Consider the following 12,539-nt stretch of genomic DNA (forward strand, 5'->3'; position numbering starts at 1 on the left):
CCTCATGACCGCACATCCACCCTTCAGGAAGGTGCTCGACGGCGTCGCCACCCGCGAGCAGATGTTCCAACTGTTTAGCCGTCACAAAGACACTCCCGGCATCGATCCCAATTCCGGCACTCCCTATTCAGGCGAGTGGTTCGAGATCACCGCGTCCGAATACCACTTCATGCTCGGTTTGTTGCCGCCGCTCTTCATGCGCACCGGCATGTTCGGAATGTCGGAGTATAAAGCCGGCAACGTGACCAGCGTATTCTTCGCGATCCGGATCCGGCGCCGCGAGCGCTGGTTTCATGGCTTCTGCGATCTCACCGATCGGCAGTCGCCAGACAAGATGCGCGCCGCCATCATCGCCCACGAGACCGGCGCGAGCGACAGCATGACCCGCTCGGAAAAGCTCGAGGCGATCTGGAACATAACCCCTGTCGAACTCAAGGGGACCCCCCGCAATGCAGACCCCGAGACCGGGTGGGCCGAACATCGCGGCAAACGCACGATTCTCGTCAACGCCGGAAGGCATGATGCTGCCTTCAAGCTGCTCGATGACCTGTCGGATCTCGAGATCGACGAGTTCCTGTCCAAAGTGCGATTGCGTCGGAGCTGACGAAAGGAAGGCGACGATGGATAGCTATGAGAACCGCGCCTCGACGGCGAAACCTCTCCATCACGGTGACCGACTTCCGCTCAATGGATGCACCCGCGTACGGCCCATCCTCAAGCTGTTGAGACATGCGAGACCGTATGGCCAATTGCCCCGAGGATACAAGCATCGGCCCTCACCAAAACTTGGGTTCAGTGCCTGCCACGCGGGAGGTATCCGGCATTGCGTAAAGCGCCGATGAACAGGCTGGTCGGGCCGGCGATACTCGTCCTGGCCTGCGTTGCGAGCGGCAGCGTGTTCCAGTCCTCCAACGGAGCGATAAAGCTGGAGAAAGTGCCATTGACCATGCAATTGCTGGTCGCCAAGCCCTGCTTATCCAGCACCAGAACCCCTGTCTGATTGCTTGGATACCGAATGGCGGCGACGCGCTGAAGTTCCATGTCGCCATCGACGCGCAAATTGAAAAGCACGACGCCCTGGCTTCTGTGGGCGATTTCCGCGACTTTTTCCGCGAAAGGAATAGAAAGCGCACAAACGCTGTCGACCGCCATCCCGAAAACAAGCTGCGTCCAACTCATCCGCCGCCATGAGAAGATTAGTTCCCAAGAATATAAGGATTGCAATCGCTCCAGCCGGATTGTGCACAGTCATCGCACTCCGCCGGCTCGACGCCTGAGCATCGCGTGTATGAGGCAGCTCTCTCTCGGTAGGCACGTTTGCCCCCGTTGATTGAGCCGATTGCCCTAGGCTCATGACACACCGCTTGCTCGTTGCGGGGCTTCTCCGGTAAATCACGGCGAAAGCGATATGATACGTCTGGCACTCGCTAACCCAAACTGCGACTTGGCTAGCAAGTCATGCTCACATCAAGGAACGGACTATGAAGCGCCAGATCCGGCCATTCATCGTGAACTGAAACAGAGGCGCGGTAAGCAGAAGCCAAGCCATTCGATCTGGGGCGATCTCGACCTGTCCAAGATTGCCACGGAGATGACGCAGCCAGGCTATGCTGCTCCGCTCCCAAATGCCCAGGTCATTGACTTCAGTATAAGACCCCTTGATGCTGAAGAAGGGGATAAACCACAAGCGGAGTATATGATGGCCGAGTTTCAGGACGCTCAGACTGTTCAGACGACAGTAGCCCCAGCCAAAGTGGAAGTGCCTGAATCCAAGAAGAAAGTTCCGCGAGCAAAGAAAGCGAAGGCGGAGCTCGTAAAGCCGGTCCGCAAGAAGGGAGCGAAACCTGCGCCCCAGGCCGCCGAAGCTCCCGTGGTAGCGAAGACCGTCCGCAAGACATATTCCGAGAAGGAACGCTCCCAGAAGCTTGCCCAGATCGAAAAATCGATCGCTGCCGGCGCGACCAGCAAGATTGCGGTCGGCCAGGCCGGCATATCCGAGCAGACCTACCATTATTGGAAGAGAGCTGTCGCACCTTCTTCAGACAGCGGCGATCTCCGTGATCTTGTCGCGCTCGAAGAAGAAAACAAGCGCCTGAAGAACCTGCTTGCCGACCGTCTGCGCAAGGAAAATGCTGAGCTCAAGAAGAAGCTGGGCCTGGCGTAAGGCATAGTGAGCATCGCTGGAAATTCCGCCGACACTCAAGGCGGTAGCGGCGGCATATCGCCTTCGCCGACCCGCCACACCCAGGAGCCAATCTCCGGTCGCGCGGCGATCATTTCGTCGAGCGACGCTTCGTAGTTCTCGTCCGCTCCGGCCGGAACGACAAACAGCGCGATCGGCTCATCCCTGTTCTGAAGCAACGCATTGGCGATCGGCTGGTCGGGTTGCAGGTCAAAGCGCAATCCCTTGACGCTCTTCTCGCGAAGGCGGGCGAGCCCATCGACGAGCCTTTTCTCCGGGACCGTCTCGTAGGGAATCCAGTTCTCGGACACCACCATCAAGGCGACCTCCTCTACAATGGCGAGGCCGGCGGGGTTCAGTCCGAACGTCGCGATCGTCATCAGATGCGAGCTGGAATCCGCTGCCCACAGCGACAATTCTTTCTCAAAACGCGCCTGCAAGCGGCGATGCAATGCATCGTCGATGATGAAGGGAAAACCGGGCAAATGCCTGATGACGAGTTTCTGACCGGATCGGGCGGGCACGATCTCCTTCACCTCGCCGACCAGGACAAGCAACTTTCGGGGGCCGGATTTCGGCGGGAGCGCCGTGCCGAGAACCGCGTTGCGACGCTGCTCGATGGCTTGCCTGTTCTCGGCCCGAAACGGCTCGGGCACGAACAGGATGTCGGCGAGTGGTCCGCCCCTCACTGTCATTTGCCCGGCAGCCTCGAGCAGATGCCAACGGACATTCCACCAATGCCGTTTGCCGGCCCACCTCGATGTCCAGACCGTCAGTTCGGCCTCGTGCCAGAGATAATGAAGCAGGCCACGCAGCGACATCCGCCTCGGATCGGCGGTAACGCTGGCGGAACTTTGCCCCGCAGGCACCGATGCCGCCCGGCTCCCTGTCTTCGACAGGCTGAAGTCCAATTTGAGGGCGGCCAAGCCGTTTTGCGGATCGAGCTGTATCGCACTGCCCATCAAGGCGCCCAGGCCGGACAGTTCGTAAGGCGATTCATAGGAATCGCAGGATGGATCATGCCCGCCGCCGCTCATCGGCATGCGCTTGATCAGGTGAAGGTCGCCGATGCGGGCGATGTACATCGGGCAGCCCGGCTCGCGGCACAGGCATAGCGGACGCTCGGTGCGGGCATAGGCACTCGCCAGCGCCGCCTGCAGGTCAGGCGCTGCCTCCTCGTAGACCGCACTGCCAATTCTGAACCGTCGCATCACCTCCACAGCTCCAGGTCGCCGCCGCATCCCTGTGCGCGCATTCAAGTCATGGGTTTGCACAGAGCGCAACCCCTTTGGTGCATCGGCGCCAGAGGCAGAGGGGAGCCGGGAGGAGTGTGGCCCGGCTGGCGCGCAGAGAGTGCCGGCGCGGGCGCCACTCTCCCCTCTTGCGAAGGACATTTCCATGAACATCGTTTCGACCGCACCGGCCGTCGCTCGTACGGCTGATTCCCTCGCCGCGCTGACGCCGGCCTCCATCGACACCGACCAGGCGATCTATCGAGCGGCAACGCAGCTTTTGCCTTTCCTGGAACAGGGCAAGCCTGTCAGCACCGCTGCACTGCGCACCACCATGACGACAAGTTTTGGCGGCAGCGATGCTCAGGGGTTCTGGGTCTGGAAGGACGGCTACGAGGCGCTCGAAGTCGCCCAGGTGCTGTTTCTGCGCCGGTTCGGCCCTGCGATCCTGTCCCGGTCGACCACGCCCCAGGCAACGCTGGCGATGATCAAGCGCATCGCCGACCTTCTTCCCACCCATACGCGACGGTCCGACGAGAGCCAGGCCATGCAGCAGCTCTCCACGCCCTTGCCGCTGGCCTTCATCGCGGCGCACGCCGCGGCGATCGCCTCTTGCGACCTCGTTCTCGAACCCTCAGCTGGCACCGGTCTGCTCGCCGTCCATGCCGAGATGGCGCGCGCCTCGATCGCCCTCAATGAGCTTGCCGCGACGCGGGCGGATCTCCTCGGCCTGCTGTTTCCCCGGTTTTCCGTCTCGCGGCACGACGCCGCCCATATCGACGATCATCTCGGTGCGGCCATCGAGCCGTCCGTCGTGTTGATGAATCCACCCTTCAGCGTCGGCGCCTATGTCGACGGCCACGTCACTGACGCGGCATGGCGGCACCTCTCTTCCGCATTCGCACGCCTGCGCGCCGGCGGGCGCCTGGTCGCCATCACCGGCACCGGGCTGTCTCCCGAAAACCCAAAATGGCGGCCGGCCTTCGAACGCCTGCAGCAGCAGGGCACCGTCGTCTTCACCGCGGCGATCGACGGCCGTGTCTACGCCCGCCATGGCACCACCACTGAAACGCGCCTGACAATTATCGACAAGGTACGGGCCGCCGACCCGAAAAATTTCGTCCGCTCGCCCGGCAAGGCAACTGATGTCGAAACGCTGCTCGCCTGGATTACGGATCTGCCGCCCCGGACACCGGGCGGCTTTCCGGATTCGATCGGCGCGTTGTCCAGCGGCATCCTGGCAAATGCCGCCATGCACATGGGCGGCCGATCAGGGGCGAGAGCCGCACCCCTCACTGTCTCAACTTCTGCGCCGAAGGCCATCCAACCGGTCCGTCCGATTGCGCGGGCGAATGCCCGTCAGGTCAAGGCAAGCAGCACGCCGGCGGTCCCCCTGGCCTATGAGCTACGCGACTGGATGCCGGAAGAGGGCGGCCGCCTCACCGACACGATCTACGAACCCTACGCGCTTCAGTCGATCGACATTCCCCGCGCAAAGCCGCATCCGACACCCCTCGTGCAGTCGGCAGCAATGGCCGCCGTCGCCCCGCCAAAGCCTTCCTATCGGCCGCTTCTTCCTGATGCGATCATCGACGAGGGCCTGCTGTCGGACGCCCAGCTCGAAAGCGTGATTTATGCCGGGGAGGCGCATTGCGGCCATCTCGCCGGCACCTGGACGGTTGGCGAGACCTGCGATGTCGTCTCGGCCGCGCCGGAAGGTGCTTCGAATGCTGTCCGCTTCCGCCGTGGTTGGTTTTTGGGCGATGGAACCGGCTGCGGCAAGGGACGGCAAGTCGCGGGCATCATCCTTGACAACTGGCTGCAGGGCCGCCGCCGTGCGGTCTGGATTTCCAAGTCGGACAAATTGCTTGAAGACGCCCAGCGCGATTGGGCGGCCCTCGGCCAGGAAAAACTTCTCGTGCAGCCACTGTCGCGCTACCGGCAGGGCACGCCGATCCGCCTTGCCGAGGGCATCCTGTTCACGACCTACGCGACGCTGCGCTCGCAGGAACGGGAGGGCAAGAAATCCCGGATTGCCCAGATTCTCGACTGGGTGGGCCAAGAGGCGAGGAGAGACGAAGGCCCGACAGGGAGTTCAGAGAAGTCGGCGGGGAGCCAGACAGGGATTGGAGAAAGCCCGTCCGGGGCGAAAAAATCTTTCGATGGCGTCATCGTCTTTGACGAGGCCCACGCCATGGCCAACGCTGCTGGCGGCAAAAGCGAGCGTGGCGACGTCGCCCCGTCGCAGCAAGGAAGGGCGGGGCTGCGGCTGCAGCACGCCCTTCCCGACGCGCGCGTCGTCTATGTCTCGGCCACTGGCGCGACCGCGGTCGAGAACCTCGCCTATGCGCAGCGTCTCGGCATCTGGGGCAGCGAGGATTTTCCCTTCGCCAACCGCGCCGAATTCGTCTCCGCGATCGAGGACGGCGGTGTCGCGGCGATGGAAGTTCTCGCCCGCGATCTCAAATCGCTCGGCCTCTATGCGGCGCGCTCGCTCTCCTATGACGGTGTCGAATACGACCTGCTCGAGCATGCGCTGAGCGACGAACAGATCCGCATCTACAACGCCTATGCCGATGCGTTCCAGGTCATTCACAACAACCTCACCGCCGCACTCGAGGCGACCAACATAACAAGCGAGGCCGGCACGCTGAACCGCAACGCCAAGTCTGCGGCACTCTCGGCCTTCGAGAGCACCAAGCAACGCTTCTTCAGCCATCTCATCACCTCGATGATGACGCCGACGCTGATCGGCGCGATCGAAGAGGACCTCGCCGACGGTCATTCGGCGGTCGTACAGATCGTCTCGACCGGGGAGGCGCTGATGGAGCGACGCCTTGCCGAAATCCCCACCGAGGAATGGTCGGATCTGCATGTCGATGTGACGCCGCGCGAGTATGTCGGCGGGTACTTAATGCACTCCTTCCCCACCCAGTTGTTCGAGGAATATTCGGACACGGAGGGCAACGTCTGCTCGCGGCCTGCCCACGATGAAGATGGCAACCCGGTTCAATGCCGCGAGGCGGTTCGCCGGCGCGACGAGATGGTCGAGCGGCTTGGGTCGTTGCCGCCGGTCGGCAGTGCCCTTGACCAGATCATCCATCACTTCGGCACCGACATCGTCGCCGAGGTGACCGGCCGCGCGCGGCGTATTGTGAAAAAGACCGGCCGCGACGGCATAGACCGGCTGGCCGTGGAAAACCGCCCTGGCTCGGCCAATCTCGCCGAGACCCAGAGTTTCATGGATGACGACAAGCGCGTACTGATCTTTTCGGATGCCGGCGGCACAGGCCGGTCCTACCACGCCGATCTCGGGGTCAGGAACCAGAGGCTTCGCAAGCATTATCTGCTTGAGGCCGGCTGGCGCGCCGACAACGCCATCCAGGGTCTCGGGCGCACCCACCGCACAAATCAGAAGCAACCGCCGCTGTTCCGGCCCATGGCCGCGAACGTGAAAGCCGGCAAGCGCTTCCTGTCGACGATCGCACGGCGGCTCGACACGCTGGGTGCGATCACGCGCGGCCAGCGCCAGACCGGCGGGGCAGGGCTGTTCCGTGCCGAGGACAATCTCGAAAGCCCCTATGCGCGGGCCGCACTTCGCCAATTCTACATGCTGCTGCATCAGGGCAAGATCGAGGGTTGCTCGCTCACGACCTTTGAGACTGTGACCGGACTGTCGCTGACGACTGACGAGGGCGGGCTGCGCGACGAACTGCCGCCGATCACGACCTGGCTCAACCGCCTGCTGGCGCTGCGCATCGAAACCCAGAATCTGCTGTTCGAGGTGTTCGAGCAACTGATGACGGCGAAGGTCGAGAGCGCGATCGCTGCCGGCTCCTATGACAAAGGTCTGGAGACGATCACGGCGGAAAGCATCGTCGTCACCGATCGCCGCACCGTCTACGCGCACCCGATCTCGGGCGCGCAGTCGCATGTGCTGACCGTCGCACGCAAGGACCGGATTCGGCCGCTCAGCCTGGTCGACGCGGTGGCCATCGCCCGGGCGGAACCGCAATCGGTTCTGTTGGTGAACACGCGGTCGAACCGCGCGGCGATCCGGCTGCCGACGGCAAGTCTGATGCTCGACGATGGCGCGATAGAGCAGCGCGTGCGCCTGCTGCGGCCGACGGACGAACTGCGCTTCGGTCTCGATGCCCTTGCCGAGACCCACTGGCAGCCCGCCGACCGAAAACTGTTCTGCGACTCGTGGCAGGCAGAAGTCGCGGCCCTCCCGGAGTTCACCACGAGCACCTTTCACATCGTGACGGGCCTGCTGTTGCCAATCTGGCGGCGCTTGCCGGATCATGATTGCCAGGTCTACCGGATCCAGACCGATGCCGGCGAACGCATCATCGGCCGTCACATCGCGCCGACGCTTGTCGCGACCATGTTGCGCAATCTGGGGCTCGATCATCCGCCGACCCTCGCGCCGCAAGATGCCTGGACTCGGCTCGTGGAAGGCAGGATCGGACTGCAACTCGCCGATGGCCTGATCCTGCGCCGCAGCCGCGTCATGAACGACTACCGTATCGAATTGATCGGCTTCACCGACGCTTTTGTTCCGCGGCTGAAGGCGCTGGGGCTGATCTCCGAGATCATCTCGTGGAAACTCCGGCTGTTCATCCCGACGAGTGAGCAAGGGCCGTCAATCCTCGCCGCGCTCCTCGACCGCCACACACTGGTCGGCGTCACCGACCGCGCGTCAGTGGCGTGAGGGGAGACGATCATGACCGTCTCGGCCTCCGAGCTTGCACAACGCCTTGGCGAACATGCCGAGGCGGTGTGCCGCGAATATCTCTCCAACGGCCATCGCTCCGGCAACTACTGGATGGTCGGCGATGTCCGCAACAGGCGCGGCCGCTCCATGCATGTGCGGCTCAAAGCGGTGGGCGGCAAGGCAGCCGGAAAGTGGGTCGAATATGTTGCGGCGAGGGTTATGTTGCGCCGCCGCGATTGGGCGCCTTCCTACAGACGGTCGACGGCTTCTACGCAACATAACGTCAGCGCGCGGGAGGTGTCGTGATGCCCCGCGACGCTTCCGAACTGTCTCGCCGCCTGGCACGCCACGCAGAGGCGGTCTGCCGGCACTACCTGTCCAATGGTCGACGCCGAGGCCGCTACTGGACGGTGGGCGATGTGCGCAACACGCCCGGCCGATCGATGTTTGTCCGGCTCAGCGGGCCGGAATCCGGTCCCGGCGCCGCCGGGCATTGGACTGATGCCGCCTCAGCCGAATATGGCGATCTCCTCGACGTCATCCGCGAGAGCTGCGGTCTCGTCGATTTCCACGATGTCGCCGATGAGGCGCGGCGCTTTCTGAGCCTGCCGCGCGTCGAACCGTACGGCGCCCCAAAGCTCGTTCGCACACCCGTTCCCGCCGGATCGCCGGAAGCGGCGCAGCGGCTGTTCGCCATGTCGCAGCCGATCCGCCGGACGCTCGTCGAGACCTATTTGCGCAATCGCAGCATCATGAACTTGCGCGACGCAGGCAGCCTGCGATTCCATCCGCGCTGCTACTATCGACCTGAGGGCGACGGCCCTACCGAGACCTGGCCGGCGATGGTCGCTGCCGTCACCGATCTCGAAGGGAGGATCACCGGCGCGCATCGTACCTGGCTTGCCCGGGACGGTTCCGGCAAGGCGCCGGTCGACACGCCGCGCCGCGCCATGGGCGGTCTCCTCGGCCATGCCGTCCGCTTTGGCGCGGCCGATGATGTCCTCGCTGCGGGCGAAGGCATCGAGACGATGCTGTCGCTGCGCTGTGCGCTGCCGGCCATGCCGATGGTTGCCGCGCTCTCGGCCAACCACCTTGCCGCCCTTCTGCTTCCGCCGAAGCTGCGTCGGCTTTACATCGTCCGCGACGCCGACGCCGCGGGCGACACGGCCCTCGCGACATTGACCGAACGTGCCGAAACTGCCGGCATTGAGGCGCTTGCTCTATCTCCGCGGATGGGCGACTTCAACGAGGACCTGCGTGCATTCGGCCTCCGCGCGCTCCGGCGGACATTGCGCATCCAACTCATGCCGCAGGATTGCTGCTTTACTTACAGATGATTGAGCACCCTCTACGTAGCAGGGCTTTCATCACGGTGCTCGGTGCGAAAGCTTGAGCCTCCATCAACATGGAGGCACAAGTATGTTTGAAGCAATCTTCTTCCCTCGAACTGCAGAGAAATATCGAGCAGCACCGCTGTCTGAACCGCGCGCGCAGTACCTTCGACACCTGAATGAACTGGGCGCTTGCCGAACAACCTTACGCAAAAATGCGAACGATCAACTCAGTCTCGTCCGATTACTGGATTTGCGAGAAGGCGTCCGGGTCAGCATTCCCCAAATAGAAGCCGCAGCAGCAATCTGGGCGCTGCCAAAAGGCCACAGATATGCTCGGGCAGCTTCGCCCAAGGCGAGAACTCGCTTTGCCAGTCGCGGAATCCAATGGCTGCGATTCTTGGGGTGGCTCGACGAGCCTGAGCGTAAGCATCACCCACATCATGCAGAGATCGTAATCTTTGAGAGATGGCTGCATCAGGAGCGCGGCCTCTCGAACGCGACCGTACAAGCCTACTGCGCCGCCGCCGACCACTTCTTCTTCTTCTTCTGGTCGGCTGGAAAGGGTGTTGCCTTGAACGCCATCCAGATGACCGACATCGACGATGTCATTGCGGCAGAACATAAGCGAGGGGTCTGGAAGCGCCGATCAATACACGACGACGCTCAGCGTCTGAGGGCGTTCTTCCTGTTTGCCGAAGCGCGCGGCTGGTGCCGCGCCGGGCTGGCTGCGGGGATCATCGCGCCCCGCTTTATGGCCGATGAGACCGTACCGAAAGGACTCGGGCGCGAGGATGTCCTGCGCCTGCTGGCTTCTGTCGTGGGGGATCGAGCGGTCGACAAGCGCGACAGGGCGATCCTGACGCTTCTCATCGCCAATGGACTGCGGGCTGGAGAAGTCCGCGGCCTGCAATTGGACGATCTGGACTGGGAGAACGGGATGCTCCGTGTCCGCTGCCCGAAGCCCGGTCGGACCCATCTCTGGCCGCTGTCGCATGAGGTCGGACATGCCATCCTGCGCTACATACGGGAGGCACGGCCATCTGGCTTCGGGCGCGGCCTCTTCTTCACAGTTCACGCGCCGATCCGACCGCTTGGCAGAGCAGCTTTGGGCAAGATGGTCCGTGATCGGCTGGCCGGCATTGGCATCGTCTCCGGCCGAAGAGGTACGCATGTCTTGCGGCATGCCGCAGCCCAGCATCTTCTGGATCAGGGCATGTCGATGAAGGTGATCGGGGACTTTCTCGGGCACCGCGACCCATCCTCCACCGCGATTTACGCAAAGGTCAATCTCGCGGCACTTCGCGAGGTGGCGGCCCTCGATCTGGAGGGCCTGGCATGACGTTGCGCGAGGCTATCGAGCAATCGCGCCGGGCGATGATCGAGTGCATCTTCGGCTGGGGCAAGCAGCACGGCACCATGCGCAAGACCAAACATCGCGGCATCGCTCGGGTCGCTGCCCACTTCATGCTCAATCTGATCGCCTACAACCTGATCCGCATCCCCAAACTGGTTGCAGCGTAGCCAACTTGGCGTCCAGACCGCCAAAGCGCTTCAAACTCTCAAACAAGTCATCCAACAATGGCACCCGCGACAGAACAAACGCCCAATTCTTTGGATTTTTCAGTAAACTGCTAGGCTCGTCATCCAGTGGATCGTTGCCACTGTCTCAGCAGGCTGTTGTCATCCGAAAGACGGCAAACTCGGGCGCGGCTCCGCCTTTCTCCTTGAGCTCGTCAGCTTCTCGAAAGCCAACCTTCCTAGCATTCGCACCCGGTCTCTAGATGCCAATGCCGCCTATGCTGAACTAGGGTACCCGCTGGGCGGATCTGCAGGAGACTTTGTTATCATAATCGAAAGGAGAGCTTTATGGATTCCAATCGGATAAACGGTGGCGGCGCGCAAGGGTTCCCACCGGGGTACGTCCGGACACAGGAGGATCATGATCTATTTAGGCAGGCCGCGAATGAAGCCGGGTCATTATCATCTGCCGCGCTTGTATCGGCGCAGGCTCCGATTTGGAGTTCGAGCGCTCCGTACGGAAGCTTTTCACGCGATGGCTACTCTTGGAACAACGACGTATGGGGCCCGTGCCCTGGGCCTCAGACGATTTCGGTGAGTGGCGTCAACCGGTGGAGCGTATGGTCGAACCAGCCTAATACGCCGGGCATCAAAAGCTATCCGCACGAGGCTTTTAGTATCGGGAAACCGCTCAGTTCAATCAACACTCTGAGCTCGAGCTTCAATCAGGAGGTTCCTACTGGCGGCGCCTGGGATGTCGCCTACGATATCTGGGACAGCTCAAACCAGCATGAGGTAATGCTCTGGACAAACTACACCGGAAACTCGGACGGGAGCGGCAACGTTAAGCCCATTTCATATCATTATGCCCCTTCCGGTGCGGCGATTCCGGTCTACAGCAATGTCAATGTAGGCGGAGCGACTTGGAACGTGTTTGAAGGTGAAGGCCCCGACGGTCACAAGGTCATCTCATTTCTGCGCACTTCGAAGACCAACAGCGGGACAGTGGACATCAAGAGTATCCTGCAGTGGATCAAGTCGAAGGGGTACTTTGGCGACATAAACGTCGGTAGCGTCCAATACGGCGTCGAGATTACCTCGTCCCCGGGGGGAAAGAACTTCAATTTCAACAACTGGTCTGTGACCTCGAAGTGAAGATCCGTGTGCGGGCGGCAAGGTGAGCTGCGCTTATGCCAATGAGCCACGCTGGCTGACGGCCTAGCTTGCGCTTACCGGCTCGCTCGGCCAAAGCGATGGTTGTTTCCCGGCCGCGACGACGAGCGTCCGCTCGTCCACAACGTGCTGCACGCCGCCTGCCGTTCAGTTTGTGCGGCGGCCGGCTTGAGCAAGTCGGTGACAGTGCACACGTTGCGGCACACATTCGCGACCCATCTCCTGGAGAACGGGGCCGACGTGCGCATCATCCAGGTGCTGCTCGGCCATGCCAGTCTGGCCAGCACGGCGCGCTATACCCAAGTCGCCACAAAGACCATCAGCAATACGCCAAGTCCGCTGGACCGGCTCCGCCTGGAGGTCGTGCCGCCCGGCTGAGCGGA

General features: G+C 62.3%; 10 protein-coding genes and 1 pseudogene. 9 read left to right on the top strand and 2 right to left on the bottom strand.

Annotated features, from left to right (window positions below):
* Nucleotides 1–4 precede the first annotated feature (4 nt).
* A complete protein-coding gene (locus ABID19_RS28605; protein WP_006199589.1) occupies nucleotides 5–604 on the top strand; it encodes a DUF1419 domain-containing protein in 600 nt (199 codons plus the stop codon).
* 188 nt (nucleotides 605–792) lie between these two features.
* On the opposite strand, the gene ABID19_RS28610 is transcribed toward ABID19_RS28605, so the two are convergent.
* Complete coding sequence (locus tag ABID19_RS28610) at nucleotides 793–1,071, bottom strand: hypothetical protein (protein ID WP_354494170.1); 279 nt, start codon at nucleotides 1,069–1,071, stop codon at nucleotides 793–795.
* 337 nt (nucleotides 1,072–1,408) lie between these two features.
* Between ABID19_RS28610 and ABID19_RS28615 the strand changes: the two genes are divergently transcribed.
* Nucleotides 1,409–2,164 carry a transposase gene (locus ABID19_RS28615; protein ID WP_263805002.1) on the top strand — a complete coding sequence of 252 codons (756 nt, stop codon included), beginning with the start codon at nucleotides 1,409–1,411 and terminating at the stop codon, nucleotides 2,162–2,164.
* Between the two features lie 35 nt (nucleotides 2,165–2,199).
* Here the strand turns inward: ABID19_RS28615 and ABID19_RS28620 are convergent, their stop codons facing one another.
* Nucleotides 2,200–3,393 (bottom strand): DUF1173 domain-containing protein, encoded by a 1,194-nt coding sequence (locus ABID19_RS28620; protein ID WP_263805001.1) that lies wholly within the window; start codon nucleotides 3,391–3,393, stop codon nucleotides 2,200–2,202.
* Nucleotides 3,394–3,580: 187 nt separating this feature from the next.
* Between ABID19_RS28620 and ABID19_RS28625 the strand changes: the two genes are divergently transcribed.
* From ABID19_RS28625 to ABID19_RS28655, 7 genes and pseudogenes are all read left to right on the top strand, one after another.
* Complete coding sequence (locus ABID19_RS28625) at nucleotides 3,581–8,128, top strand: strawberry notch-like NTP hydrolase domain-containing protein (RefSeq protein ID WP_263805000.1); 4,548 nt, start codon at nucleotides 3,581–3,583, stop codon at nucleotides 8,126–8,128.
* 12 nt (nucleotides 8,129–8,140) lie between these two features.
* Nucleotides 8,141–8,437: a hypothetical protein gene (locus tag ABID19_RS28630; RefSeq protein WP_263805113.1), complete on the top strand. Its 297-nt coding sequence runs from the start codon at nucleotides 8,141–8,143 to the stop codon at nucleotides 8,435–8,437.
* Entirely contained in the window at nucleotides 8,437–9,468 is a 1,032-nt protein-coding gene (locus ABID19_RS28635; RefSeq protein WP_263804999.1) for a DUF7146 domain-containing protein, read from the top strand. The genes ABID19_RS28630 and ABID19_RS28635 overlap by 1 nt, the downstream gene beginning before the upstream one ends.
* An 82-nt stretch (nucleotides 9,469–9,550) precedes the next feature.
* Complete coding sequence (locus ABID19_RS28640; RefSeq protein ID WP_263804998.1) at nucleotides 9,551–10,804, top strand: tyrosine-type recombinase/integrase; 1,254 nt, start codon at nucleotides 9,551–9,553, stop codon at nucleotides 10,802–10,804.
* Nucleotides 10,801–10,986, top strand: a complete 186-nt coding sequence (locus ABID19_RS28645) for a transposase (RefSeq protein WP_412177246.1) — start codon at nucleotides 10,801–10,803, stop codon at nucleotides 10,984–10,986. Before ABID19_RS28640 ends, ABID19_RS28645 begins: the two co-directional genes overlap by 4 nt.
* A 345-nt stretch (nucleotides 10,987–11,331) precedes the next feature.
* Nucleotides 11,332–12,138: a glycoside hydrolase family 12 protein gene (locus ABID19_RS28650; RefSeq protein WP_263804997.1), complete on the top strand. Its 807-nt coding sequence runs from the start codon at nucleotides 11,332–11,334 to the stop codon at nucleotides 12,136–12,138.
* A gap of 75 nt (nucleotides 12,139–12,213) precedes the next feature.
* Nucleotides 12,214–12,534 (top strand): annotated as a pseudogene (locus tag ABID19_RS28655) (tyrosine-type recombinase/integrase); the annotation flags it as partial.
* Nucleotides 12,535–12,539 lie beyond the last annotated feature (5 nt).

The sequence above is a fragment of the Mesorhizobium robiniae genome (genome assembly GCF_040545535.1).
GTDB lineage: Bacteria > Pseudomonadota > Alphaproteobacteria > Rhizobiales > Rhizobiaceae > Mesorhizobium > Mesorhizobium robiniae.

Excerpts from the sequence above, each read along its gene's own strand:
- ABID19_RS28605 (WP_006199589.1), top strand. The coding sequence starts at position 5 with ATGACCGCACATCCACCCTTCAGGAAGGTGCTCGACGGCGTCGCCACC.
- ABID19_RS28615 (WP_263805002.1), top strand. The coding sequence starts at position 1,409 with ATGATACGTCTGGCACTCGCTAACCCAAACTGCGACTTGGCTAGCAAG.
- ABID19_RS28620 (WP_263805001.1), bottom strand. The coding sequence starts at position 3,393 with ATGCGACGGTTCAGAATTGGCAGTGCGGTCTACGAGGAGGCAGCGCCT.
- ABID19_RS28625 (WP_263805000.1), top strand. The coding sequence starts at position 3,581 with ATGAACATCGTTTCGACCGCACCGGCCGTCGCTCGTACGGCTGATTCC.
- ABID19_RS28630 (WP_263805113.1), top strand. The coding sequence starts at position 8,141 with ATGACCGTCTCGGCCTCCGAGCTTGCACAACGCCTTGGCGAACATGCC.
- ABID19_RS28635 (WP_263804999.1), top strand. The coding sequence starts at position 8,437 with ATGCCCCGCGACGCTTCCGAACTGTCTCGCCGCCTGGCACGCCACGCA.
- ABID19_RS28640 (WP_263804998.1), top strand. The coding sequence starts at position 9,551 with ATGTTTGAAGCAATCTTCTTCCCTCGAACTGCAGAGAAATATCGAGCA.
- ABID19_RS28645 (WP_412177246.1), top strand. The coding sequence starts at position 10,801 with ATGACGTTGCGCGAGGCTATCGAGCAATCGCGCCGGGCGATGATCGAG.
- ABID19_RS28650 (WP_263804997.1), top strand. The coding sequence starts at position 11,332 with ATGGATTCCAATCGGATAAACGGTGGCGGCGCGCAAGGGTTCCCACCG.